The sequence below is a fragment of the Streptomyces daqingensis genome, assembly GCF_014645895.1.
Lineage (GTDB): Bacteria > Actinomycetota > Actinomycetes > Streptomycetales > Streptomycetaceae > Streptomyces > Streptomyces daqingensis.
In genome coordinates, this window is sequence record NZ_BMMP01000011.1 from 1 (window position 1) to 23,609 (window position 23,609).

Annotated in this window: 22 protein-coding genes and 1 pseudogene; 11 read left to right on the plus strand and 12 right to left on the minus strand. The window is 72.2% G+C overall.

Annotation, left to right across the window (positions count from 1 at the left end; genetic code table 11):
- Nucleotides 1-94: 94 nt before the first annotated feature.
- Entirely contained in the window at nucleotides 95-1,117 is a 1,023-nt protein-coding gene (locus IEY56_RS17060) for a 4-hydroxy-3-methylbut-2-enyl diphosphate reductase (RefSeq protein WP_189038080.1), read from the minus strand.
- A gap of 248 nt (nucleotides 1,118-1,365) precedes the next feature.
- On the opposite strand from IEY56_RS17060, the gene xseA reads away from it, so the two are divergent.
- The 3 genes from xseA (at nucleotide 1,366) to IEY56_RS17075 (ending at nucleotide 3,664) form a co-directional block, all read left to right on the plus strand.
- The gene (gene xseA / locus IEY56_RS17065) at nucleotides 1,366-2,580 is read left to right on the plus strand and encodes an exodeoxyribonuclease VII large subunit (protein ID WP_189038081.1); all 1,215 of its coding nucleotides are present in this window, start codon (nucleotides 1,366-1,368) and stop codon (nucleotides 2,578-2,580) included.
- Nucleotides 2,581-2,589: 9 nt separating this feature from the next.
- On the plus strand, nucleotides 2,590-2,934 hold the full coding sequence (locus IEY56_RS17070) for an exodeoxyribonuclease VII small subunit (protein ID WP_189038082.1): 345 nt from the start codon (nucleotides 2,590-2,592) through the stop codon (nucleotides 2,932-2,934).
- Between the two features lie 136 nt (nucleotides 2,935-3,070).
- On the plus strand, nucleotides 3,071-3,664 hold the full coding sequence (locus IEY56_RS17075) for a malonic semialdehyde reductase (RefSeq protein WP_189038083.1): 594 nt from the start codon (nucleotides 3,071-3,073) through the stop codon (nucleotides 3,662-3,664).
- Between the two features lie 156 nt (nucleotides 3,665-3,820).
- On the opposite strand, the gene IEY56_RS17080 is transcribed toward IEY56_RS17075, so the two are convergent.
- Nucleotides 3,821-4,483, minus strand: a complete 663-nt coding sequence (locus IEY56_RS17080; protein ID WP_268241332.1) for a DUF4245 domain-containing protein — start codon at nucleotides 4,481-4,483, stop codon at nucleotides 3,821-3,823.
- A gap of 179 nt (nucleotides 4,484-4,662) precedes the next feature.
- Here IEY56_RS17080 and glpX point away from each other — a divergent pair, with 179 nt between their 5' ends.
- Nucleotides 4,663-5,697, plus strand: a complete 1,035-nt coding sequence (glpX, locus tag IEY56_RS17085; protein ID WP_189038085.1) for a class II fructose-bisphosphatase — start codon at nucleotides 4,663-4,665, stop codon at nucleotides 5,695-5,697.
- A 143-nt stretch (nucleotides 5,698-5,840) separates the two neighbouring features.
- Here glpX and IEY56_RS17090 read toward each other — a convergent pair whose 3' ends face one another.
- On the minus strand, nucleotides 5,841-6,212 hold the full coding sequence (locus IEY56_RS17090; RefSeq protein WP_045862824.1) for a WhiB family transcriptional regulator: 372 nt from the start codon (nucleotides 6,210-6,212) through the stop codon (nucleotides 5,841-5,843).
- A 307-nt stretch (nucleotides 6,213-6,519) separates the two neighbouring features.
- The gene (locus tag IEY56_RS17095; protein ID WP_189038086.1) at nucleotides 6,520-7,218 is read right to left on the minus strand and encodes a DUF1707 SHOCT-like domain-containing protein; all 699 of its coding nucleotides are present in this window, start codon (nucleotides 7,216-7,218) and stop codon (nucleotides 6,520-6,522) included.
- A gap of 204 nt (nucleotides 7,219-7,422) precedes the next feature.
- Here IEY56_RS17095 and IEY56_RS17100 point away from each other — a divergent pair, with 204 nt between their 5' ends.
- Nucleotides 7,423-9,126 (plus strand): fumarate hydratase, encoded by a 1,704-nt coding sequence (locus IEY56_RS17100; protein ID WP_189038087.1) that lies wholly within the window; start codon nucleotides 7,423-7,425, stop codon nucleotides 9,124-9,126.
- 97 nt (nucleotides 9,127-9,223) lie between these two features.
- Here the strand turns inward: IEY56_RS17100 and IEY56_RS17105 are convergent, their stop codons facing one another.
- Nucleotides 9,224-9,538 carry a winged helix-turn-helix domain-containing protein gene (locus IEY56_RS17105; protein ID WP_229711958.1) on the minus strand — a complete coding sequence of 105 codons (315 nt, stop codon included), beginning with the start codon at nucleotides 9,536-9,538 and terminating at the stop codon, nucleotides 9,224-9,226.
- Nucleotides 9,531-10,016 (minus strand): hypothetical protein, encoded by a 486-nt coding sequence (locus IEY56_RS17110; RefSeq protein ID WP_189038088.1) that lies wholly within the window; start codon nucleotides 10,014-10,016, stop codon nucleotides 9,531-9,533. Before IEY56_RS17110 ends, IEY56_RS17105 begins: the two co-directional genes overlap by 8 nt.
- 204 nt (nucleotides 10,017-10,220) lie before the next feature.
- Between IEY56_RS17110 and IEY56_RS17115 the strand changes: the two genes are divergently transcribed.
- From IEY56_RS17115 to IEY56_RS17130, 4 genes and pseudogenes are all read left to right on the plus strand, one after another.
- Nucleotides 10,221-11,615 (plus strand): class II fumarate hydratase, encoded by a 1,395-nt coding sequence (locus IEY56_RS17115; RefSeq protein WP_189038089.1) that lies wholly within the window; start codon nucleotides 10,221-10,223, stop codon nucleotides 11,613-11,615.
- A gap of 216 nt (nucleotides 11,616-11,831) precedes the next feature.
- Nucleotides 11,832-12,590: pseudogene (fomD, locus tag IEY56_RS17120) on the plus strand (cytidylyl-2-hydroxypropylphosphonate hydrolase); the annotation flags it as partial.
- Nucleotides 12,591-13,077: 487 nt separating this feature from the next.
- The gene (locus IEY56_RS17125; protein ID WP_373292110.1) at nucleotides 13,078-13,788 is read left to right on the plus strand and encodes a class I SAM-dependent DNA methyltransferase; all 711 of its coding nucleotides are present in this window, start codon (nucleotides 13,078-13,080) and stop codon (nucleotides 13,786-13,788) included.
- 63 nt (nucleotides 13,789-13,851) lie between these two features.
- Nucleotides 13,852-16,212, plus strand: a complete 2,361-nt coding sequence (locus IEY56_RS17130) for a SpoIIE family protein phosphatase (RefSeq protein WP_189038092.1) — start codon at nucleotides 13,852-13,854, stop codon at nucleotides 16,210-16,212.
- Between the two features lie 178 nt (nucleotides 16,213-16,390).
- Here IEY56_RS17130 and IEY56_RS17135 read toward each other — a convergent pair whose 3' ends face one another.
- From IEY56_RS17135 to IEY56_RS17150, 4 genes are all read right to left on the minus strand, one after another.
- Nucleotides 16,391-17,092, minus strand: coding sequence for a response regulator transcription factor (locus tag IEY56_RS17135; protein WP_229711960.1), 702 nt, complete (start codon nucleotides 17,090-17,092; stop codon nucleotides 16,391-16,393).
- 49 nt (nucleotides 17,093-17,141) lie between these two features.
- Nucleotides 17,142-18,434, minus strand: coding sequence for a sensor histidine kinase (locus IEY56_RS17140; RefSeq protein ID WP_229711961.1), 1,293 nt, complete (start codon nucleotides 18,432-18,434; stop codon nucleotides 17,142-17,144).
- A 221-nt stretch (nucleotides 18,435-18,655) separates the two neighbouring features.
- Nucleotides 18,656-19,189, minus strand: a complete 534-nt coding sequence (locus IEY56_RS17145; RefSeq protein WP_189038095.1) for an alkyl hydroperoxide reductase — start codon at nucleotides 19,187-19,189, stop codon at nucleotides 18,656-18,658.
- A 7-nt stretch (nucleotides 19,190-19,196) separates the two neighbouring features.
- On the minus strand, nucleotides 19,197-19,751 hold the full coding sequence (locus IEY56_RS17150; protein ID WP_189038271.1) for a peroxiredoxin: 555 nt from the start codon (nucleotides 19,749-19,751) through the stop codon (nucleotides 19,197-19,199).
- A gap of 640 nt (nucleotides 19,752-20,391) precedes the next feature.
- Between IEY56_RS17150 and IEY56_RS17155 the strand changes: the two genes are divergently transcribed.
- Nucleotides 20,392-20,595: a hypothetical protein gene (locus IEY56_RS17155; RefSeq protein WP_189038096.1), complete on the plus strand. Its 204-nt coding sequence runs from the start codon at nucleotides 20,392-20,394 to the stop codon at nucleotides 20,593-20,595.
- Between the two features lie 140 nt (nucleotides 20,596-20,735).
- Nucleotides 20,736-21,092, plus strand: a complete 357-nt coding sequence (locus IEY56_RS28515) for an ANTAR domain-containing protein (RefSeq protein WP_229711962.1) — start codon at nucleotides 20,736-20,738, stop codon at nucleotides 21,090-21,092.
- A gap of 47 nt (nucleotides 21,093-21,139) precedes the next feature.
- On the opposite strand, the gene IEY56_RS17165 is transcribed toward IEY56_RS28515, so the two are convergent.
- Both IEY56_RS17165 and IEY56_RS17170 read right to left on the minus strand, forming a co-directional pair.
- Nucleotides 21,140-22,363 carry an FUSC family protein gene (locus tag IEY56_RS17165; RefSeq protein WP_189038097.1) on the minus strand — a complete coding sequence of 408 codons (1,224 nt, stop codon included), beginning with the start codon at nucleotides 22,361-22,363 and terminating at the stop codon, nucleotides 21,140-21,142.
- Nucleotides 22,364-22,609: 246 nt separating this feature from the next.
- Nucleotides 22,610-23,437 carry a SigB/SigF/SigG family RNA polymerase sigma factor gene (locus IEY56_RS17170; RefSeq protein WP_189038098.1) on the minus strand — a complete coding sequence of 276 codons (828 nt, stop codon included), beginning with the start codon at nucleotides 23,435-23,437 and terminating at the stop codon, nucleotides 22,610-22,612.
- Nucleotides 23,438-23,609: the final 172 nt, after the last annotated feature.

Consider the following 23,609-nt stretch of genomic DNA (forward strand, 5'->3'; position numbering starts at 1 on the left):
TTGCACCCGCACGCACCAGACGACGCGAGCCCCGCCCTCCGGGCGAACGGCGCCATTTGTCAGACAGCCCCTAGCCGGCGGGAGCTTGACGGAGTCAGCCCGCCCTGCGCGCCGCCGCTTCCGCGCGCAGGTCGCGGCGCAGCTCCTTGGGCAGGGAGAACTGCATGCGCTCCTCGACGGGCTGGACCAGCTCCACGTCCTCCCAGCCGCGTTCCGAGAGCCACTCCAGAACCTCGTCGACCAGGACGTCCGGGACCGAGGCGCCCGAGGAGAGGCCCACCGTCGTCACACCTTCGAGCCACGCCTCGTCGATCTCGCCCGCGTTGTCGATCAGGCGTCCGTCGCGGGCGCCGTGGGCGATGGCGGTCTCCACCAGGCGCACGGAGTTCGAGGAGTTCCTGGAGCCGACGACGAGGACGAAGTCGGCGTCCCGCGCCACCTGCTTGATGGCCGTCTGGCGGTTCTGCGTCGCGTAGCAGATGTCGTCGCTCGGCGGGGAGAGGAGGTTCGGGTAGCGGCCCTTCAGGGCGTCCACGGTCTCCATCGTCTCGTCCACGGAGAGCGTGGTCTGCGAGAGCCACACGACCTTCTCGGGGTCGCGGACCTCGACGTTCTCCACGTCCTTCGGGCCGTCGACGAGGGTGATGTGCTCCGGCGCCTCCCCGCTCGTGCCGATGACCTCCTCGTGGCCCTCGTGGCCGATCAGGAGGATGTCGTAGTCCTCCTTGGCGTAGCGCACGGCCTCCTTGTGGACCTTCGTCACCAGCGGGCACGTGGCGTCGATCGTCGCCAGCTTGCCGCGCTCAGCCTCCTTGTGGACCTCCGGGGCGACGCCGTGCGCCGAGAAGATCACGATCTCCCCCTCGGGCACCTCCGCCGTCTCCTCGACGAAGATCGCGCCCTTCTTCTCGAGGGTCTTCACCACGTACTTGTTGTGCACGATCTCGTGGCGCACGTAGACCGGGGCGCCGTACTGTTCGAGGGCCTGTTCCACGGCGATCACAGCCCGGTCGACCCCCGCGCAGTAGCCACGGGGTGCGGCGAGCAGGACACGGCGGCGTTCGTCGGGGGCGTCTGTGGCGGGCTGGCGGGAGGGCGTTGCAGACATGCGTCCCATCGTAAGGGCGAGCGGTGCGCCTCGATGTTGACGGCGGGCGACACCCCCCTTGCGGGGCATCGCGCACATGCCGGACGGGCGTCTCCGGTCCGTCCGGTCCGTCCGGGGCGTCCGGGCCGGGAGGGCGGCGGAGGGCCGCACCCGGAAGGACGCCCGGCCGCGCGGGTGCGGGGGCATCGCGCGGGTGCGGTCGGCGGCGGACAGGTCCGGCGGGTCCGGCTGTCCGAGGCGGCCGTTAGTGTCGTCGCATGGCTCTCATCACCTCACCCGAAGCCCCGGTTCCGGTCGGTGAGATCTCCCGGCTGATCGGCGGGTGGATCGACCGGCTCGGGGCGGTCTGGGTCGAGGGGCAGATCATCCAGCTCTCCCCGCGCCCGGGTGCGGGCATGGCGTTCCTCACGCTCCGCGACCCCTCGCGGGACGCGTCGATCAGCGTCACCTGCTTCCGCGAGGTCTTCGACCGCGTGAAGGACGTCGTCAGCGAGGGCTCGCGCGTCGTCGTGCACGCCAAGCCGGTCTGGTACGGGCGGGGCGGCACCCTGTCGCTGCGGGCCGCCGACATACGGCCCGTCGGCATGGGCGAACTGCTCGCGCGGCTGGAGCAGTTGAAGAAGACACTGGCGGCCGAGGGCCTGTTCGCCGCGGAGCGCAAGCGCAGGCTGCCCTTCCTCCCCCACCGGATCGGGCTGATCACCGGGCGCGCCTCCGACGCCGAGAGGGACGTGCTGCACACGGCACGCGAGCGGTGGCCCGCCGTCCGCTTCGAGGTGCGGAACACGGCGGTGCAGGGCGTGCGGGCGGTGCCGCAACTCGTCGAGGCCGTGCGGGAGCTGGACTCCCACCCCGAGGTCGACGTGATCATCGTGACGCGCGGCGGCGGGAGCGTGGAGGATCTGCTGCCGTTCTCGGACGAGGAGCTGGTGCGCACGGTCGCGGGCTGCACCACCCCCGTCGTCTCGGCCATCGGGCACGAGGCGGACTGCCCGCTGCTCGACCTCGTCGCCGACCTGCGCTCGCGTACGCCCACGCACGCGGCGAAGGACGCCGTGCCCGACGTCGGCGAGGAGCACGAGCGGGTGCGGGAGCTGCGGGCGCGGGCGTACCGCGTGGTCGACTCCCTTCTGGAGCGCGAGCACCGCGGTCTCACCGAGGTCATGAGCCGTCCCGCGATGGCCGATCCGCACTCGATGCTGGAGGAGCGCGACGCGGAGGTCGCCTCCCTGCTGGAGCGCGCGCGCCGCACGCTGGGCCACCGCCTGGACCGCGCCGAGGACGAGCTGACCCACACGCGGGCGCGGGTGCTGGCCCTCTCCCCCGCGGCGACGCTCCAGCGGGGGTACGCCGTGCTGCAGCGGGCCGACGGCACCGTGGTCCGCGCGCCGGAGCAGGCCGGCGAGGGGGAGCAGCTCCGGGCCAGGGTGGCCGAGGGGGAGTTCGGCGTCACTGTCGGTCCGCACGCTTAGGGTGGCCCCATGACCTCGCAGACGACCTCGGACACGACTTCCGGCACCGGGCCGGAGACGGCCGCCGCCGACGCCGGGAAGGCGCTGTCCGCGCTCAGCTACGAGCAGGCGCGCGGCGAACTGGTCCGCGTCGTGCAGCAGTTGGAGGCGGGCGGCACCTCGCTGGAGGACTCGCTGGCGCTGTGGGAGCGCGGCGAGGAGCTGGCGCGGGTCTGCAGGGAGTGGCTGGAGGGCGCGCGCGCCCGGCTGGACGCGGTGCTGGAGGCCGAGGCCGGCGAGGAGCCCGAAGAGCCCGGAGCCGGCACGTCCGCGGCGGAACCGGCCGATGCGGAAGACGCCGAAGAGGCGGACTGAGCGGGGCACAGGCGCGGCATCACGGTAAACGGAAGCCTGCTGGCTGGCGTCGGCCCCATGGAACGGGCGGCCGGTTCCCGCTTACGGTGGACCGTCCGTACTCGAACAACCGCGCGTAAAGGCAAGGCTTCCGCACATGACAGTCGCCCTCGACCAGGCCGCCCAGGATCTGCTCTTCCGTGAAGCGCACACGGCGCACACGTTCACCGACGAGCCCGTGACAGACGAGCAGATGCGGGAGGTGTACGAGATGGTGAAGTTCGCCCCGACGGCCTTCAACCAGTCGCCGCTGCGCGTCACTCTCGTCCGCTCCGCCGAGGCCCGGGCACGTCTCGTGCAGCACATGTCGGAGGGCAACCGGCCCAAGACCGGCACCGCGCCGCTCACGGCCATACTCTCCGTGGACCTCGAGTTCCACGAGCGCCTGCCGGAACTGCTCCCGCACGCGCCTCAGTTGAAGGACACCTTCTTCGCGGAGGCGGACACGCGGGAGGCGCACGGAACCTTCAACGCCACGCTGCAGGCGGGGTACTTCATCCTCGGAGTCCGGGCGGCCGGGCTGGCCGCCGGCCCCATGAGCGGATTCGACAGGGACGCCGTCGACAAGGAGTTCTTCGGCGACGGCAGGCAGAAGTCGCTGCTCGTGGTGAACATCGGCAGGCCCGGCGAGGACGCCTACAGGCCGCGCAACCCGCGGCTTCCCTACCAGGACGTGTGCACGACGCTCTGACGTCTGACACCTGACTTCTGACAGGTGACAGCTGGCATTTGGCGTCAGACATCTGACAGATGACGTCTGACAGGTGACAGCTGACAGCTGACAGCTGACGCCAGATGTCAGTCCGGCCCCGGCAGCCGGACACCGGGCGCCGGGCGCTCCGGCTGATCAGCGGGTGCGGCCCTTGCCCTCGTCCTTGCCGCCCTCGCCGTCGCCGTCGCTGAGGGCGGCGGCGAGGCGGCCGAGCTGCTCGAACGAGGCCGTGCCGGTGACGACGACGGTGTGGCCGCGGGCCCCGTCCTTCCGCGCGCCGGTCTCCGCCTCGCCCTTCTCCGCCTCGGCCGGGCGGCCCTTCCCGTCGCCGGCGGCGGGGACCTCCCGGACGAGCGCGTCGTACTTCTCGCCCTCGTAGCGCGTCCACTCGACGCCGTCGATGCGGCTCGTCGCACCGGTCTTGCGCGCACCCTGCGTGACGTCCGCCACGTACTTCTCCGAGCGTGCCGCGTCGCTCTGCTCGACTGCCGCGTACTCGGTGTTCGGCGTGACGAAGCCCAGGTGCCAGGTGGCGCTCCTGGAGGGGTCGCCGTCGTACCTCACGGACGTGGCGCGCCAGCTGTCCGGAAGCCCGGCAGGGGCCAGCACGGGGTACGGGGCGGCGCGGCGCGCCGACTCCAGCTCGACGTGGTAACCGACCGGCTTGACGGGGTCGATGTCCTCGTCGTGCGGGACGAAGAGGTAGATGAACCCCGCCGCGAGCAGGACGACCGCGAGCGAGGGCACCATGCCCCGCACCGTCCGCCTGCCTTGCCGCTTCTCTGCTTCTGCTGCCACGCCCTCATCGTCTCGTACGGCCGGGACGGGCCGGACGACGGGTCGGGCCTCGCCCGCGGCGGCCACCGCGAGGGCGCTCATCCGTGGGGCCCTCTGCTCACTCTGGCGGATGCTGGGTACCCTCGTAAACACCCTCAGTAGCCCGGCAGACGTCCAGCCGCGCAGAAAGGTGTGCCCCGATGACCGATCATCAGCACCTCCCCTCCCCGCTCGACGTCAGCCCCGAGGCCCCCGACCGGAACCTCGCCCTGGAACTCGTGCGGGTCACCGAGGCCGGAGCGATGGCGTCGGGGCGCTGGGTGGGCCGCGGCGACAAGAACGGCGCGGACGGTGCCGCGGTGAAGGCCATGCGCACGCTCGTTTCCACCGTCTCGATGAACGGCGTCGTCGTCATCGGGGAGGGCGAGAAGGACGAGGCGCCGATGCTCTTCAACGGCGAGCGGGTCGGCGACGGCACCGGCCCCGAGTGCGACGTCGCGGTCGACCCCGTGGACGGGACGACTCTGACGGCCAAGGGCATGGCGAACGCCGTGTCCGTACTGGCGGTCGCAGAGCGGGGCACGATGTTCGACCCGAGCGCCGTCTTCTACATGAACAAGCTGGTCACAGGCCCGGACGCGGCGGAGTTCGTCGACATCACCGCGCCGCCCGCGGTCAACGTGCGGCGCATCGCCAAGGCCAAGGGCTGCACGCCGGACGATGTGACGGTCGTCGTCCTCGACCGTCCGCGCCACGACGGGATCGTCAAGGAGATCCGGGAGTCGGGCGCCCGCATCAAGTTCATCTCGGACGGCGACGTGGCCGGCGCGATCATGGCCGTGCGGGAGGGCACGGGCGTCGACATGCTGCTGGGGATCGGCGGCACGCCGGAGGGCATCATCGCCGCCTGCGCGATCAAGTGCCTCGGCGGCACCATCCAGGGCATGCTGTGGCCCAGCGACGACGAGGAGCGGCAGCGCGCGCTGGACGCCGGACACGACCTGGACCGCGTACTGCACACCGAGGACCTGGTCAGCGGCGAGAACGTCTTCTTCGTCGCGACCGGCATCACCGACGGCGACCTCCTGCGCGGCGTGCACTACCGGGGTGAGCGGGCGTACACGGAATCGCTGGTGATGCGTTCGAAGTCCGGGACGATCCGGATGATCGACTCGACCCACAAGCTGTCGAAGCTGCGCGCGTACAGCTCCGTGGACTTCGACCGCGCACGCTGACCGTCCGGCCGCAGCCGACGCCGCACGCTGACCGTCCGCCGGCCGTCCGGCCGCTCTGGCACGCGGACCGCCCGGGGGCGGCATCGCCCCGCGACGAGCCCCCGGGCGGCTTGCGTGCCCAGGGGCTGTGAGCGTGCGGTGGATCAGGCGATGCGCGAGACCTGCCCGGCGTCACCGGCCGCGGCGGCGGCCTCGCGCCGCCTGCGCCGGGCCAGGACGACGCGGCGCTCCGCCGCGGTGAGCCCACCCCATACGCCGTACGGCTCGGGCAGCACCAGCGCGTGCTCGCGGCACTCGACCATCACCGGGCACCTGGCGCAGACGCGCTTCGCGGCCTGCTCCCGGGACAGCCGCGCCGCTGTGGGCTCCTTCGATGGAGCGAAGAAGAGTCCCGCCTCGTCCCGGCGGCAGACTGCCTCCGAGTGCCATGGCCCCGCCTCGTCCTCGCGCGCGGAGCCGCGTTGCGCGGGGACGGGAGCGGCAGCCTGAAGGGACTGATGCGGCGGTTGCAGCACGGTCTACTCCTGACGAGACGACGAGGGGGTCACTACACCCGACTTGCTGCGCACGGCAGTTCGCGCTGCCGCCGTACGAGAGACGATGCCCCAGCTCTACCCGCTGTACGCACCGGTATGCATACCGTAGGAATGCGCGCGGTCACTCACCGCTCAGCCGCTCGGCGCCCGTTCGCCGCGCCCCGTCGGGAACCCCTCTCAACTCCCTTTGCCAGGCCGGGAGTTGCCGCATCACCAGGGCTGGAGCCGTTCACGGAACCGTCCGTTCAGGAACCGCCCGTTCACGGAGCCGTCCCGTACTCGGAGTTCAGAGTTCCTTGCGCATCCGGTCGCGGAGATCGCGGAGGAACTTGCCGCGCTTCGGCTTCGCCTCGACGCCGCCGAAGACCGCCGCCCCCTGCACCAGCACCACGGGCGCGTGCGGGTCGTCGGCCTCCGAGGTCCGCACCTCGAAGCCTCCGAAGATCCCGGCGCCCTTCTGCCGGAGCGTGACGTTCTCCGGGACGCGGATCTCGATGCCGCCGAAGACGGCCGTCGCGTTGATCAGGAGGTGCTGCTGCTCGAAGACGGCCTCGGTCAGGTCGATCTCGATGCCGCCGAAGCAGGCGAAGGCGTTGATCTTGCGGGGTGCGCGGTAGCGACCCTTGCGGGTGGAGCCGCTGAAGATGGCGACGAGATTGTCCGTGGGCCCGCCCGCGGCGTCCCCCGGTGCCTCGGGGGCGTACGCCGGCGCGGGACGGTGCGCGGCATGGTGGTGGCTCTGCCCCTGGGGCAGGTCGCGGACCAGCGGCTCCAGCTCGCCGAGCGTCTTGGCGGCGTACACGCCGTCGAGGCGGTCCGAGTGCTCCGCCGTGTCGAGCCTGCCCTCCGCCAGGGCCTCGCGGAGGATCTCCGCGACGCGGTCGCGGTCGGCGTCCGAGGCGCGTACGGAGGCCACTTCCGCGGAGGGGGCGTCCTTGGCCTCGGGGCTGGTCGCGGGCTTCTTTTCCAGCGGAGAATCTGTCACACGAGCAGCCTACCCAGACGCGATAGATCGCGACTAGCCCACGGCTCGGACCGATGCCGCCCGAGAGCCTGGGCGGACCTCTCCTCCACGTGCCCGGCCGGGCGCTCTACGCTGGGCGGGCGCTCTCCTCCCGGCTCGTGTGCCCGGACCGGCCCGGCCGGGAGGTGCCGCAGTCGAGAGCCGTACGAGAGGGAGACTCCACCGATGGCCGCCAGCCCGCGCTCGTCCCGCCCGGACTTCACCTACACGGATCTGCTTCCGGTGGGCGAGGACCCCACTCCGTACCGCCTCGTGACGGCCGAAGGAGTCAGCACCTTCGAGGCCGGCGGGCGCACCTTCCTCCAGGTCGAGCCGGAGGCCCTGCGCAAGCTCGCCGCCGAGGCCATGCACGACATCTCGCACTACCTGCGGCCGGAGCACCTCGCGCAGCTGCGGCGCATCCTCGACGACCCGGAGGCCAGCGCCAACGACCGCTTCGTCGCGCTCGACCTGCTCAAGAACGCGAACATCGCCGCCGCGGGCGTCCTCCCGATGTGCCAGGACACCGGCACGGCGATCGTCATGGGCAAGCGCGGCCAGCAGGTCCTCACCGAGGGCGGCGACGAGGAAGCCCTCTCACGGGGCATCTACGACGCGTACACGGAGCTCAACCTGCGCTACTCGCAGATGGCGCCGCTGAACATGTGGGACGAGAAGAACACCGGCACGAACCTGCCCGCGCAGATCGAGCTGTACGCGACCGACGGCGACGCCTACAAGTTCCTCTTCATGGCCAAGGGAGGCGGCAGCGCCAACAAGTCCTTCCTCTTCCAGGAGACGAAGGCCGTGCTCAACGAGGCGAGCATGATGAAGTTCCTGGAGCAGAAGATCCGTTCGCTGGGCACGGCGGCCTGCCCCCCGTACCACCTGGCGATCGTCGTGGGCGGCACCAGCGCCGAGTACGCGCTGAAGACCGCGAAGTACGCCTCGGCCCACTACCTCGACGAACTGCCCGCCGAAGGCTCCGCCGCCGGCCACGGCTTCCGGGACAAGGAGCTGGAGGAGCAGGTCTTCGAGCTGACGCAGAAGATCGGCATCGGCGCGCAGTTCGGCGGCAAGTACTTCTGCCACGACGTACGGGTCGTCAGGCTGCCCCGGCACGGCGCGTCCTGCCCCGTCGCCATCGCCGTCTCCTGCTCGGCCGACCGTCAGGCCAAGGCGAAGATCACCGCTGAGGGCGTCTTCCTGGAGCAGCTCGAGACGGACCCGGCGCGCTTCCTGCCGGAGACGACGGACGAGCAGCTGACGGAGGACGCGGGCGCCGACAACACCGACGCCGTGCGCATCGACCTCGGCCGGCCGATGCCGGAGATCCTCGCCGAACTCTCGAAGCACCCCGTCAAGACCCGGCTGTCGCTGACGGGCACGCTCGTCGTGGCCCGCGACATCGCGCACGCGAAGATCAAGGAGCGGCTGGACGCGGGCGAGGAGATGCCGCAGTACCTCAAGGACCACCCCGTCTACTACGCCGGCCCCGCCAAGACCCCCGAGGGTTACGCGTCCGGCTCCTTCGGCCCGACCACGGCAGGGCGGATGGACGCCTACGTCGCCCAGTTCCAGGCCGCGGGCGGTTCGATGGTCATGCTCGCCAAGGGCAACCGCAGCCCGCAGGTCACCGAGGCGTGCGCGGAGCACGGCGGTTTCTACCTCGGGTCCATCGGCGGGCCGGCGGCGCGGCTCGCGCAGGACTGCATCAAGAAGGTCGAGGTCCTGGAGTACGAGGAGCTCGGCATGGAGGCGGTCTGGCGCATCGAGGTGGAGGACTTCCCCGCGTTCATCGTCGTCGACGACAAGGGGAACGACTTCTTCACCGACCCGGGTCCCGCCCAGCCCTTCGTCACCTCGATCCCCGTACGCAGCGGCTCGTAGGACGACTGCGCCCCGTCCGCACGTCCGTCCGTCCGTACGTTCGTCCGTCCGGCTCTCCATGCCTCTGGCCGGGGTCGGCGCCTGATCGCGCTCCGGGTCACGGAGAGCCGTCGGACGTGCCGTCGACGAGCCGCTGGAGCTGCGCCACGTGTCCTCGGTAACGCTCGCCGCCGAGCGGGGTGAGACGGAACCACGTGCGCGGCCGGCGCCCGACGCCGCCCTTGCGGACCTCCAGGTATCCGGCGTCCTCCAGGGTCCTCGTGTGCTTGGAGATCATCGAGTCGGACAGGCCGGTGGCCTCGCGCACCGAGCGGAAGTCGACCCAGCGCGGCCCCGCGGCCAGCAGCGCGCAGATGGACAACCGGGGCAGGGGGTGGATGAGTGGGTCCAACTCCGGGGAACGCTCAGGCACTTCCCGGCCGGCCTTCTCGGATGTCGGCCCGGATCTCGCGGTTGACGCGGCGGAGCTGCGCCGCGACCAGGACCCCGTGCAGGGCGGCGAACACCAGCGCAGCCCATGACGCGGCGATCCACCGGTCCCCGAGCAGATACAGCCCAAGCTCGACGACGGCGCCGCCGGCCACCACACCGGTTGTGCGCGCCTGCAGGCGCTTCAGCGCCGGGTAAGGAGTGCTGCGCCACAGCAGGTGGAGCCCGGACCGGCGGCGGAACACGACCAGCAGGACGGCGAGGGCCGTCGCCGCAACGAACGTGTAGGGGAACAGGGGGATTCCCAGCCGCTCGTGGTCGCGCGCGGCGGTCGTACCGCCGAGCAGCGCGGCCCAGACGACCGCGAACAGCGCCGGATACGACCACGGCAGACGCACCTTGGCGGCTGCCGCACCTCTCTGACGTGCGACTTCTGCGAGCGCACCGCCGGGGTCACTCATCACTGCACCTTCGGTCGGCAATTACTTTCCAATGAGAAAGTAGTTGCCGGACCATAGGAGCACAAGGGGCCCGCCGCGAGCGCACCCTGCGCCCTGTGCGTCCGGAGGGGCGCGCGCATCACTGCCTGCGCCCGGGCGGGGTACACGCCCCGCCCGGGAATGTCCTCCCCCGCGGAGGACGCCGGCCCGTACGGAGGTGCAGGAATGAGCGACAGCGAGGAGTTCCGGACCGAGCGGGACTCGATGGGCGAGGTGCTGGTGCCCGTGGACGCCAAGTGGCGTGCGCAGACGCAGCGCGCCGTGGAGAACTTCCCGATCAGCGGACAGCGCCTGGAGAGCGCCCACATCGCGGCGCTGGCCCGCATCAAAGCGGCAGCGGCCGAGGTGAACGGTGAACTCGGCGTGCTGCGGCCGGAGATGGCGCAGGCTGTGAGCGCGGCGGCGGAGGAGGTCGTCACCGGGCGCTGGGACGGCGAGTTCCCCGTCGACGTGTTCCAGACGGGATCAGGCACCTCCTCGAACATGAACATGAACGAGGTCGTTGCGACCCTCGCGAGCGAGCACCTGGGCGAGCCCGTGCACCCCAACGACCATGTCAACGCCAGCCAGTCGTCGAACGACGTCTTCCCCTCCTCCATCCACATCGCCGCCGTGTCCGCGATCACCTCTGACCTCCTGCCCGCGCTGGAGCACCTGGCCCGGTCGCTGGGACGCAAGGCGGACGAGTTCGCGGACGTGGTGAAGTCCGGCCGCACCCACCTGATGGACGCCACCCCGGTCACCCTCGGGCAGGAGTTCCGCGGCTACGCGGCTCAGGTCCGGTACGGCGTCGAGCGCCTGGAGTCCGCGCTCCCCCGGCTCGCCGAACTCCCCCTCGGCGGGACGGCGGTGGGGACGGGCATCAACACGCCGCCCGGCTTCGCCGCGGCCGTCATCGAGCGGATCGCCGCCTCCAGCGGCCTGCCGCTGACCGAGGCGCGCGACCACTTCGAGGCCCAGGGGGCGCGGGACGCCCTCGTGGAGACGTCGGGGCAGCTCCGCACGGTCGGCGTCAGCCTCACCAAGATCACGAACGATCTCCGCTGGATGGCCTCCGGCCCGCGCACCGGCCTGGCCGAGATCTCCCTCCCCGACCTCCAGCCGGGCTCCTCGATCATGCCGGGGAAGGTGAACCCGGTCGTCCCGGAGGCCGTCCTGATGGTCGCCGCGCAGGTCACCGGCAACGACGCGACGATCGCCGCGGCCGGGGCCGCGGGCAACTTCGAGCTGAACGTGATGCTTCCGGTCCTCGCGAAGAACCTGCTGGAGTCGGTCCGGCTGCTGGCCAACGCCTCTCGCCTGCTGGCGGACCGCACGATCGACGGCATCGAGGCGAACGTGGAGCGTGCACGCGAGTACGCCGAGTCCTCGCCGTCGGTCGTCACCCCGCTGAACAAGTACATCGGCTACGAGAACGCGGCCGCCGTCGCCAAGAAGGCGCTCGCGGAGCGGAAGACGATCCGCGAGGCGGTCCTGGAAGCCGGCCATGTGGAGCGAGGCGACCTCACGCTCGAAGAGCTCGACGAAGCCCTCGACGTCCTCCGCATGACGCATCCGTGACGCACCGGCGGGACGTCGGCGCGGCTCGACGCTCCACCCTCCGCGGCTCGAACCAGCGCCCTCGCGGCTCGACCCTCCGCCCTCCGCGGCTCGACGCTGCGCCCGCGCGGCTCGACCCTCCGCCCTCCGCGGCTTGACCCAGCGCCCTCGCGGCTTGACGCCGCGTACGGCCCGCAGCTCACGGCCGTACCAGGCACGCGCACCTAAGATCTGCGCATGACAGCGGAGACGGCAGGGACGACGGGACCGTCCGGCGCACACGGCGCCGGGCGTGCGGACCCCGGCGCGTACGACGACGGCGGCCGGGCCTCCGATCCCCGGGCAGCCCGCCCCGGCGGCAGCGGCGGACCCGCCGGACGCTGGGCGCCCGGCACCCGGGTCCTGTGGCGTTACCGGGCCAACGGCGCCGGTCACGCGCACATCTGCCGTCCCGTCACGATCGTCCGCGACACCCCCGACCTGCTGGCGGCGTGGGTGGCCCCGGGCACGGTGTGCGTCAAGCCGGAGATGGCGGACGGCACGCCCGTGCACCACGAGCCGCTGGAGACCCGCTACACCAAGCCGCGCAGGACCGTGCTGTCACAGTGGTTCGGCACCGGCGTGCTGAAGCTCGCCCGCCCCGGCGAGCCCTGGTCGGTGTGGCTGTTCTGGGAGCGGGACTGGCAGTTCAAGAACTGGTACGTCAACTTGGAGGAGCCGCGCCACCGGTGGGCGGGCGGCATCGACTCCGAGGACCACTTCCTGGACATCGCCGTCTACCCGGACCGCAGTTGGGAGTGGCGGGACGAGGACGAGTTCGCAGCCGCACAGCACGCCGGGCTGGTCGACGACGAGCTGGCCGCCCGCGTGCGGGCGGCGGGACGCACCGTCGTCGAGCGGATCGGAGCGTGGGCGGCCCCGTTCCGCGACGGCTGGGAGGACTGGCGGCCCGACCCGCGCTGGCCGGTCCCCCGCCTGCCCCACGACTGGAACCGGTGGTCGCCGCCGCCGGAGGCCCGGAAGGAGACGGCCGCGGCGGACGACGTCCTCGCCGGCGGGCGGGACCTCCCTGCGCACGGCACGTCCACGGGCCGCGGCGCGAGCCGCGAGGCCGGCCCGGGCACCCCCGCGGGACGGGCCGGAGACCGGCCCGCACGTCCGTGAAGCGGACCGGGGCACCGCGGCCCGTCCGGATTCCGGTGCGCCGGCGGTCGTCGGGCACCCCCTCGGCGGCCGGTCGCGGCGTCCCGGACGGGAGCGGAGGCCCCGGAGAGGCGGGCGTCGGGTCACGCCGAGCCCCTGTTGTTCCGTACTTGCGGGGATGTGCCGGATCTTTCGGACGACACGCGCCTGCTTCGACCTCCCGTTCCCCCTTGCTGCGCCCCCATACTGCAAACGTAGGATCAACCTCCGTAGGCGCACTGCTGCAACAACTCCCCTCCCCCCTCGGGGATTTGGCACGTGGCCAGAGAGGAGATCGATCGTGAGCAGCACGAACGGCAGTGGGAGCCCCCCGGAGCGGGGCGGAACCGGCGGCGCGTACCGGGACTTCGACTGGGACGGCGTGGACCGTACCGGTCAGGCGGAGGCCTTCGACGCGATCGGCGACCGCTACGACGAGGCCTTCCCGCACAAGGAGGGCCAGGTCGCGGGCGGCAGGTGGCTGGCGGAGCAGCTGCCCCCCGGATCCCACGTGCTCGACCTCGGCTGCGGCACGGGCCTGCCCACCGCCCGCCAGCTCGTGGAGGCGGGGCACCGCGTGACCGGGATCGACCTCTCACCTGAAATGGTGAAGCTGGCCCGCGAGCACGTTCCCGAGGGCGACTTCCGGCGGATGGACATCGCCGACGTCGAGAAGCAGGGGCTGGGGCCGTTCGACGGCGTCGCCGCCTTCTTCTCCCTGCTGATGCTCCCCCGGGTGGAGATCCCCTTCGCCCTGCGCATGCTCCACCAGCAGACGCGGGAGGGCGCCCCCCTGGCCCTTTCCATGGTGGAAGCGGACGTGGACGACTTCACGCTGCCGTTCCTGGGCAACACGATCCGGGTATCGGGCTATCTGCGGGACGAGTTGCGGAGGATCGTTCAGGACACAGGATTCGAAATCGTGGGAGAGGACGCCTATGCATACGCTCCGGCGAGCACGGACGTCCCACCCGAGATCCAGCTTTTCCTGCAGTGCCGGCGACGCTCGTAGCAGGCGCGGAGTGACTGCTACGAGCGGAAGACGCGCAGCCCCGGATGGACGGAAACCGAACGCGTGACGGAGCACGAACAGCCTGCGGCCGGTACAGCAGTGCCGCCGGTCCAGCCCGCCGGCCGGGCCACGCCGAGTGGCCCGGCGACGGGCCCCTTCGGCGTACCGGCGGGCGCACCGCCCCTCACCGGCGGTCCGGCGGCGGACAGCGCCGGCCCGGGCCCCGGCGACGGTCCCGCGCGGCCGGCCGGGCTCTCCGCCTCCCCCGGGGGGTTCGCCGACTCCGGTACCTCACAGGCCTCGCGTGCCGGCGACGGCGCGCAGCGGCAGGCGGCCGGTCCGGGGACCGGCGGGGCGGAGCAGGCACGCCCCGGCGGCCGGCCGCAGACGGGCTCCGCACGAGCGCCAGGGAAGAGGGGCGCCGCCGAGAAGGGCGCCCGTAGCAGTACCAGCAGGGCCGTGCCCGACCCCGCGCCCGGCGCGGACTCCGGACCCCAGCCGTCGCACGCGCCGCAGGAGGCGCGTCAGGCTCCGTCACCACCTACGACCGCGGAGAGCGGTGCCGTGTCACATCCCAGCACCGGCGAAATGACCGCCGCCGGAATCCCACCCGCCACCCCGACGAAGCCGGGCGGCGGCGCGCCGGACGACGGCGACGCCGCCGAGCGTGAACGCCGCGGCGGCGACCGTCTGCGCTTCGTCGGCGCCGCGACCCGCCGCATCGCCCGCGGCATGGACCTGGACGAGACGGTGCTCGGCCTGTGCCGGGCCAGCGTCCCCGCCTACTCCGACGCGATCCTCGTCTACCTGCGCGACCCGCTCCCCGTGGGGGACGAACGCCCGACGGGGCCGCTGATGCTGCGGCTGCGCCGGAGCGACCGCATCCCCGACGATCCGGCCGCCATGGTGGCCGCCGCGTCGGCGACGGGCGACCGCGCGCAGCGGGACGGCGGGGACGGCCCGTCCGGCGGGGGCCCGTCCCTGTCGGCAGTATCCGACGGCACCGCCGGCGCGGCCGAATACGTGGAGGTGCTCAACGGCGGCCCGCTGGCCGAGGTGCTGCGCGGGGTGCGACCCGTCTTCGCCGACGCGCCGGCCGCCCGTGACGCGCTCCCCGAACTGCTGGGCACCGACCCGGACGTGCCGTCCGGGCACCGCGCGATACTCGCACCGCTGCGGGGGCGGCGGCGGGTCATCGGTGCGGCGGTCTTCCTGCGCAGGCCGGAGCGTCCTGCCTTCGAACCCGACGATCTGCTCATCGCCGCGCAGCTCGCCACGCACACCGCGCTCGGTGTGGACAAGGCGGTGCTGTACGGCCGCGAGGCGTACATCGCCGACGAGCTGCAGCGCACGATGCTGCCGGACGAGCTGCCGCAGCCCACCGGCTGCCACCTGGCCAGCCGCTACCTGCCCGCGGCCGAGACCGCGCGGGTCGGAGGCGACTGGTACGACGCGATTCCGCTGCCCGGCAGCCGGGTCGCCCTCGTCGTGGGCGACGTCATGGGCCACTCCATGACATCGGCGGCCATCATGGGCCAGCTGCGGACGACGGCGCAGACGCTGGCGGGGCTCGACCTGCCGCCGCAGGAGGTGCTGCACCACCTCGACGAGCAGGCGCAGCGCCTCGGCAGCGACCGCATGGCGACGTGCCTCTACGCGGTCTACGACCCGGTCGCCCACCGCATCATCATCGCGAACGCCGGTCATCCGCCGCCCGTCCTGCTGCATCGCGACGGCCGGGCGGAGGTGCTGCGCATACCGGCGGGCGCCCCCATCGGCGTGGGCGGTGTCGACTTCGAAGCCGTGGAGCTGGACGCACCGGCGGGCGCCACGCTGCTGCTCTACACCGACGGGCTGGTCGAGTCGCGCCAGCGCGACGTGTGGACGGGCATCGAGCACCTGCGGGAGAAGCTGACGGCGACGGCACGCCTCACACGTCCGGACGCGTCCGCACCGCTGGAGCCGCTGTGCGACGAGGTGCTCGACATCCTCGGGCCGGGCGACCGCGACGACGACATCGCGCTGCTCGCGGCACGGTTCGACGGCATCGCGCCGAGCGACGTCGCGTACTGGTTCCTCGACCCCCGGGCGCAGACGGCCGGGCAGGCGCGCAGGCTGGCGCGGCGCGCGCTGGCCCGCTGGGGCCTGGAGGAGCTGAGCGACTCGGTCGAGCTGCTGGTGAGCGAGGTCGTCACGAACGCCGTGCGGTACGCCGAACGTCCCATCACGCTGCGGTTGTTGCGCACGGACACGCTGCGGTGCGAGGTCGGGGACGACGTGCCGCAGCTGCCGCGTCTGCGGCAGGCACGCGCCACGGACGAGGGCGGGCGAGGGCTGTACCTGGTGAACCGGCTCGCGCGGCGCTGGGGTGCCACCCGGCTGTCGACGGGCAAGGTCGTCTGGTTCGAACTGCCCGTGAACTGACGGCTGTCCGCGACACCGCGGCGGCCCTGCACGTGACAACGGCTGAGGCGGCCCCCTGGCCAGGGGGCCGCCTCAGCCGTTTCCGCGCCGGACACGCTTCCGCCGTGCGCCCACCGCACGTTCGAGACGGCCGAGCGTCACGTCCACTGGGCGTTCGCGTCCACCCGCGCACAGCGCGTCAGCCGGGCCGCTGCTCCTCCGCGTCGCCCGTCCCCGCGTCGTGGGCCAGGAGGGCGATCTGGACCCGGTTGTTGAGCCGCAGCTTGGTGAGGATGCGCGACACGTGCGTCTTCACCGTCGGCACGCTCATGTACAGCTCCGCCGCGATCTCCGCGTTCGACCTGCCCTTGCCGACGGCGACGGCGACCTCGCGCTCGCGGTCGCCGAGCGCGCCGAGCTGCCTGCGCGCCCAGATCGCCCGCTTGTCGCGGTCGTCGCCGCCGGACACCCGGGAGATCAGCTGCCGGGTGACCTCGGGCGACAGCACGGGCTCGCCCGCGGCGACCTTGCGCACGGCGTCCACGATCAGGGCGGGCGAGGTGTCCTTCAGCACGTAGCCGGCGGCGCCGGCCCGCAGGGCCCGTAGCACGTGCGCGTCCGAGTGGAAGGTCGTCAGCGCGATCACCTCGGGCGGCGACCGGCGCCTGCGCAGCGCCTCCGTCGCCTCCAGACCGTCGACCACCGGCATCCGGATGTCCATCAGCACGACGTCCGGCGCGTGCTCGTCGACGAGCGGCTGCACCTCGCTGCCGTCCGCCGCCTCGCCGACGACTTCGACGTCCGGCGCCCCGCCGAACATCAGCCGCAGTCCGGAGCGTACGAGGGGGTCGTCGTCGACCAGCAGCACGCGGACGACGGAGGGTGCGGCGGAAGCGTTCACCAATGCGGCCTCGGAATCCGTTCGTTCGGGCGGGACGGCACGCATCCGCTCACAGGGCGGGGTCCGGTGCCGGCGCGGCCGCCTCCAGCGGGTCGCGTCCCGGCGCCCACGGTAGCCAAGCCCGGACGCGGAAATCAGCGCCGAACCGGCCGTATTCCATCGTGCCCCCGGCGAGTTCCGCGCGCTCGGCGAGCCCGACGAGACCCTGGCCCGCGCCCGGGACTCCGGACACGACCGCTTCGGGGGCGAAGGCCCCCGGCTCCCCCGCGTCAGGTCCCGGCTGGCGGCGCGCGTCGGCCGGGGCGGGATTGCGCACCAGGACGGTCAGCCCTTCCCCGGGTCCGCCGGAGACCGTCACGGTGACGGGCGAGCGCGGGGCGTGCTTACGGGCGTTGGTGAGCGCCTCCTGCACGATGCGGTAGGCGGTGCGCCCGACGGCGGCGGGCGGCGCGGCGGAGCCGCCGCGTCCGCCGCCGGCCGCGCCTCGGGAGCCGTCCGCGCCGTCCCGCCAGGAGGCGGTCTCCACCCGCAACGTGACGTCCGTGCCCGCCGCCCGCGACTCCTCTGCGAGCCGCCCCAGGTCACCGAGCTCCGGCTGCGGTCGCGCCGTCTCCGACGACGCCGTCCCGCGCAGCACCCCGATGACCTCCCGCAGGTCCTCCAGCGCCTCGTGGGCGCTCTCCCTGATCACTCCCGCCGTGCGCTGCACCTCCTCGGCCGGCGCCTCCGGGTTGAACTGCAGCGCGCCCGCGTGGACGCTCAGCAGCGACAGGCGGTGGGCCAGCACGTCGTGCATCTCCCGTGCGATGTCCTCCCGCGCCGTCCGCCGCGCCTCCTCGTGCGCACGCTCCGCGCGCTCCCGCAGGGACGCGACGAGCTGCCGCCGCGAGCGCACGAACAGCCCCCAGCCGATCGCCGCCGCCAGCAGCGCGAAGTACGTCATGCCGGAGACGGTCCGGGGGTCGTCCAGCGCGGGCCCGGAGGCGAGGAAGAACGGGACGGGCGCGAACGCGACGCCGGCCACCAGACCCGTCGTGCGGAGCGGCCGTCCGGCGGCGACGGTGAAGACGGCGACGACCGTCGCCCCCGTGACGAAGTGTGAGAAGACTCCCGCCACCAGCAGCACCACTGCGAGCTGCACGGGCCAGCGGCGCCGCACGAACAGCGAGGCGCAGGCGAGGGCGCCCACGGCCTGGTCGACGAAGAGCGCGTCCGGGGAGGGGCGTTCGCCCGCGAGGACCGCGTCAGCGGTCAGGACGGCGAAGCACGCCGCGAAGAGGAAGAGACCGATGTCGGCGATCCGGTCGCCTGCTGCACCTGCGGTACCTGCTGTACGGGACACGGTCCGGAATGTACGCGCGGTCCGCGCGGGACGGCAGGGCCGGGCGGCTTCCATGGACCATCGGACGACATCCCCTGCGGCTTCCGCTACTTCCGGCGTACCGGCCCGGGCAGCACCCGGGCGGACAAGCGTGAGAGGGCCCGCGGAACTACCGCGGACCCTCTCCCCTACGGTTCCGGTGCTGCCCTGGGGCCACCCCGTACGTCCCGCGCCGCGGGCTCTCACGCGGCCAGTTGTGCCTCGGCCTCCAGCGTCGTGCCGACCGCCTGGACGACGGCAGCGATCTTGAACGCCTCCTGCACGGTCTCCCGGTCGACGCCCGCCTTGCGGAGCACCTGCTCGTGAGAGTCGAGGCACTGCCCGCAGGCGTTGATCGCGGAGACCGCGAAGGACCACAGTTCGAAGTCCGCCTTCTCCACGCCGGGGTTGCCGAGGACGTTCATCCGCAGACCCGCGCGGAGCGTGCCGTACTCGGGGTCCGAGATGAGGTGGCGCGTGCGGTAGAAGACGTTGTTCATCGCCATCACCGCGGCGGCGGACTTGGCCGCCTCGTACGCCTCGGGGCTCAGGTTCTCCTTCGCCTCCGGCTCCAGCGCCCGCAGGACGATGCCCGAACGCGACGCGATGGCGCAGGCCAGCACGGTGCCCCACAGCTGCTGCCGCGGGAGCTCCGAGTTGCCTATGACGGAGCTGAGGTTGAGCTTGAGGTCCTTCGCGTACCCCGGGAGGGCGGACTTCAGGTCGTCGAGAGCCATCGCCCGGTCACTCCCCTGCCAGCAGCTCGACGGGGTCGAGGGTGTCCTCGCCCTTCGTCCAGTTGCACGGGCACAGCTCGTCGGTCTGCAGGGCGTCGAGGACCCGCAGGACCTCCTTGGGATTGCGGCCCACGGAACCGGCGGTGACCATCGTGAACTGGATCTCGTTGTTCTGGTCCACGATGAAGACGGCGCGCTGCGCGAAGCCGTCCTCGCCCTGGACGCCGCAGTCCCGCATCAGCTCGTGCTTGGTGTCGGCGAGCATCGGGAACGGCAGGTCGCGGAGGTCCTCGTGGTCCTTGCGCCAGGCATGGTGCACGAACTCCGAGTCGCCGGAGACGCCGAGGATCTGGGCGTCCCGGTCGGCGAACTCCTCCTCCAGCTTGCCGAAGGCGGCGATCTCGGTGGGGCAGACGAAGGTGAAGTCCTTGGGCCAGAAGAAGACCACCTTCCACTTGCCCTCGTGGGTCTTGTGGTTGATCTGGTCGAACTCCTCGCCCTTCTCCAGCGAGACACAAGCGGTCAGTTCGAACTCGGGGAACTTGTCACCGACGGTGAGCAACGTGCACTCCTTGCGCGGAAGAATGCCCAACTTGCGCAGCATTCCTAGGGTCTTGTCGGAGCCCACAGTGCCACAGGGCGCGTTGATCGGAAAAATCGCGTCCAGCCCGCCCGTACGACACGCACACTCGGCTGACCAGGGGGAACGCGGCTCACCGCACTAGAAGGGCGACCCGGACGTGTGGTCTTTCCGACACCTTGCGCCCCAGACGTTTCACATGTCCCATACGCCCCCCGGACCCTTCTCCGAATGCGCGCCGCGTGCCGAATACGCCCCTCGCGCAACTCTTTCGACGATGGGAGGACCGGAGCCGGTCGAACGGGGCGCGCCCGCGCGGGAGGCAGGCAGGCGCGGCACGTCACGAATTCGCGCCCCGCGAGGGGATCACGAACGCCCGCATCTCCTCGCCGATGTGCCGAACCGGCCGGCCGACGTACCTGTCATGGTCGTTCTGGGTTCGAAGGCCGACCAGAAGCCCTGTCCTCGCCTCCCGCTGACAGGGCCCCGGAGCGGTGGCGCACGGCAGCACGCCGCTGCCGGGGACGTCATGGTCTTCCGGCAGCCACGCCTTCTTCGTCCCGCACGTCCCGCGAGCCCCGCTCCGGATGCGCGCCGACGCCGCGTGGAGCACGCTGGGCGTATGGCCGCGCCGATCGTCGTGCATCCCCCGAGCCCGTCCGGCGGGCGCCGCGTCACCGCCGACGGGCGGATCCTCGGCCTCGCCCACGACACCAGGGACCTGGCCGAGTTCCTGCGCCGTGCCGGCATGGACGTCGGCAGTGTCCGGCTCGACGACCCGGAGCTGATCGAGTGGCGCGGCGGCGGCCCCGAGGTCTGGCATTGAGCAGGCGGGGCCCCGGAGCGCGGGGCTCGGGTTCGCGCGGGTCCCGCGCGCCGGGTTCCGGCGGCGGGGACGGGGCCGCGCCCTCCCCCGCAGTGGGGCCTCACCGTGCCCCTCCGCCGCTACGCGGAGGGGACCTCGCTGTGAACCACCCGGCCGCACCGGCCGAGACGGCCGAGACAGCCGAGACGGGTCACGCACGAGAGCGGCCGGATCCGCGGGATCCGCGAAATCCGAAGGATCCGCGGACCGAGCTGGAGCAGCTGCGCAGGGCCATGGAGACCCGCCCCGTCATCGACCGCGCCCACGGCGTGCTGATGGCCACCTACGGATGCACGCCGGACGAGGCGTGGCAGGTGCTGAAGTCGGCCTCCCAGGAGACCAACATGAAGCTGCGCGCCGTCGCCGGGGAGATCACGGACACGACCCAGGGCCGGGCGCTCTCCCGCGCCGTGCGGAAGGCGGTCTGGGCCGCGCTCGCGACGCTCGGGAAACGCTGAACCGGCCGCGGGGCACAGGGCCGGGCACCGACCGGTCAAGTGGCAGGTCAGGTCCGGCAGGCCGGGGCGCCTTCCACGGCCTGCCGGAGGACGTCGCAGGTGTGCTGGATCTCGTCCATCAGCCGTGTCGCCTCCCCGATGAGGATCCCGTACGGCTCGGAGGGATCGGCCAGTGGCAGCGAGCTCTCACTGGCGAAGTCCGCGAGCTTGTCGTGGCTTTCCCGCGCCTCCTCCGCGAAGTTGCACAACTCCTCGGACTGCTGCGGCAGTTCCTCTTCATGGAGCTGGCTGAAGAGCTCCGTGATGCGTGCGAGGGAGGCGATGAAGTCCCCGTAGCGGGTGAGGAACTCGCGGTGCTCGGAGCTGTCCTCGCCGTCGTGCCACTGGTCGAAGCTGCGCGTCATCGACGCCACCTGGTAGGTCACGCGCTCCAGCGCGTCGACGAGGGCCTGGTAGCCGGTGAAGGAGGCCCGGCCGTGGTGCCTCTGCAGCCGGCGGCGGGGGTTGTAGTACGTGCTCTCCCAGGCCGTCCGCACAGAGGACTGCGCCTGTTCCGTCAGCGGGCCCAGATTCGTCGCACGGTGGCGCCAGTGCTTCGTGCGCTCCTCGTCCAAGTCGCCCTCGCGGAGGGCGGGATGGATGTCGCCGAACAGGTCGCTCAGCGTCTTCCCCAGCGTCTGGATGCCGCTCTCCGCGCTGCGGTACCGCATAGGCGGCAGCAGCAGGACGTTGACGAGCACGCCGACACCGCAACCGATCAGCACGAGCAGGACGATCTGCCCGAGTTGCATGAAGCCCTGCCCCGTGCTGGTGGCGGAGATGTAGGTGGAGAAGGAGAAGAAGGCCGCCGTGGCGACGTTGGAGCCCTGCGAGCCGAGCGGCCGCCACCTGCCGATCGCGAGCGCGGCCAGCGCCATCAGCACGAACGTCAGCATGTCGGGGCCGCCGAGGAGGCCGAAGGCCCCCTGGAGCAGCACGCCCAGCGCCACGGCGCCGACATAACGGAGTGAGTGCAGCAGCGACTGGTAGACGGTGACCTGCATGATCAGGACGGCGGAGAAGGGGGCGAACGCCGGACTCTGCGCATGCATGACGTCGTTGGCGAGGTACCAGGAGAGGGTGGCGGCCAGCGCGCTCTTGACGATGGTGATCAGCGCGTCACGTTCGTGACCGCCCGCTCCCCCTCGTGCTCTGCGGAACCACTGCCGTGTCCTGGCGACCCTCCCCTGATCCGCGGGCTCCTCCCGCTGCGGCGCCGCTTCCTCGGACACGTATGCCTCCCCTGGACCATGAGATGTGATGTGGATGTGGCCGGACGGTCTCTTGTACCCGTCACAGGGCGAACGAAGCCGGGACGGGACTCGCCGCGCGCAGTGCTCCTCGTCACGGTGGCCCGCGCCGGCCGCGCCGCTCCGGTGACCGCCGTCAGCAGGCCGGGAGGCGCTGGGCAGGCGCCGTCCGAGGTTCCTCCGTGAATCGTGAACCGTGCACGGAGGAACCCCGGGCGGTGCGGTGCCTCAGGCGGCGGCGAGCTCGCGCTCGGCTGCGCGGTCCGCTTCCGCTTCGCGGCGGAGCTTCTCGCACGTGCCGGAGATCAGCCGCGAGACGTGCATCTGGGAGCAGCCGAGCTCCCGGGCGATCTGCGACTGCGTCTGGCCGCGGAAGAAACGCAGGAAGAGGATCCGGCGCTCGCGCTCGGGGAGGCGGCGCAGCAGCGGCTTCGCCGTCTCGCGCCAGTCGGTCAGTTCGAATCCGGGCTCCGTGCGGCCCATCCCGTCGAGCATGGCGAAGCCGTCGCTGTCGTCGCCGCCCACGGGCGCGTCCAGGGACAGGGACTTGTAGCTTCCGAGCGCCTCCAGGCCGAGCTGCACGTCCTCCTCGCTGAGCCCGCTGTGCTCGGCGACCTGTGCGATCGTCGGCTGCCGCGCCTCCACGCCGGTGCTCAGGTCGCGGATGCTGCTGCGGACCCGGTTGCGCAGGTCCTGGACGCGGCGGGGGACGTGCACGTCCCAGGTGTGGTCCCGGAAGTGGCGCTTCAGCTCACCCATGATGGTGGGGATCGCGAAGCTTTCGAACGCCACGCCCCTGGACGGGTCGTACCGGTCCACCACCTTGAACAGGCCGAGCGCGGCGACCTGCTCCAGGTCCTCCAGCGGCTCGCCCCGGTTGCGGAACTTGGCGGCCAGGCGGTGTGCCATGGGCAGCCAGGCGGCCACCAGCCTCTCCCGGAGAACGTCGGCTTCGGGCCCATTCGGCAGGGCAGCCAGCCTCTCGAAGTCGGCAGCCGTGTCGGGGGCGTCGTCGTGCGGGTGACGGGACTGCGAGCGGAGCGTCGCGACGGTCATGATGATGCTTCCCTCCCTGGGTACTGCGAGCTCGTTCCGCGGGAGGACAGACCACACCGGCGGAGAATCCCAGATCAGGGATGTCGTCTCCCGCGGATGTGCCTGCTGTCCGAAGCACTGGGCGTCCGTTTGTCCATGGCCCCGGCACGCAAACATGCCGATTTTCGCCGGC

Excerpts from the sequence above, each read along its gene's own strand:
- IEY56_RS17060 (WP_189038080.1), bottom strand. The coding sequence starts at position 1,117 with ATGGGACGCATGTCTGCAACGCCCTCCCGCCAGCCCGCCACAGACGCC.
- xseA (WP_189038081.1), top strand. The coding sequence starts at position 1,366 with ATGGCTCTCATCACCTCACCCGAAGCCCCGGTTCCGGTCGGTGAGATC.
- IEY56_RS17070 (WP_189038082.1), top strand. The coding sequence starts at position 2,590 with ATGACCTCGCAGACGACCTCGGACACGACTTCCGGCACCGGGCCGGAG.
- IEY56_RS17075 (WP_189038083.1), top strand. The coding sequence starts at position 3,071 with ATGACAGTCGCCCTCGACCAGGCCGCCCAGGATCTGCTCTTCCGTGAA.
- glpX (WP_189038085.1), top strand. The coding sequence starts at position 4,663 with ATGACCGATCATCAGCACCTCCCCTCCCCGCTCGACGTCAGCCCCGAG.
- IEY56_RS17100 (WP_189038087.1), top strand. The coding sequence starts at position 7,423 with ATGGCCGCCAGCCCGCGCTCGTCCCGCCCGGACTTCACCTACACGGAT.
- IEY56_RS17110 (WP_189038088.1), bottom strand. The coding sequence starts at position 10,016 with ATGAGTGACCCCGGCGGTGCGCTCGCAGAAGTCGCACGTCAGAGAGGT.
- IEY56_RS17115 (WP_189038089.1), top strand. The coding sequence starts at position 10,221 with ATGAGCGACAGCGAGGAGTTCCGGACCGAGCGGGACTCGATGGGCGAG.
- IEY56_RS17145 (WP_189038095.1), bottom strand. The coding sequence starts at position 19,189 with ATGGCTCTCGACGACCTGAAGTCCGCCCTCCCGGGGTACGCGAAGGAC.
- IEY56_RS17155 (WP_189038096.1), top strand. The coding sequence starts at position 20,392 with ATGGCCGCGCCGATCGTCGTGCATCCCCCGAGCCCGTCCGGCGGGCGC.
- IEY56_RS17170 (WP_189038098.1), bottom strand. The coding sequence starts at position 23,437 with ATGACCGTCGCGACGCTCCGCTCGCAGTCCCGTCACCCGCACGACGAC.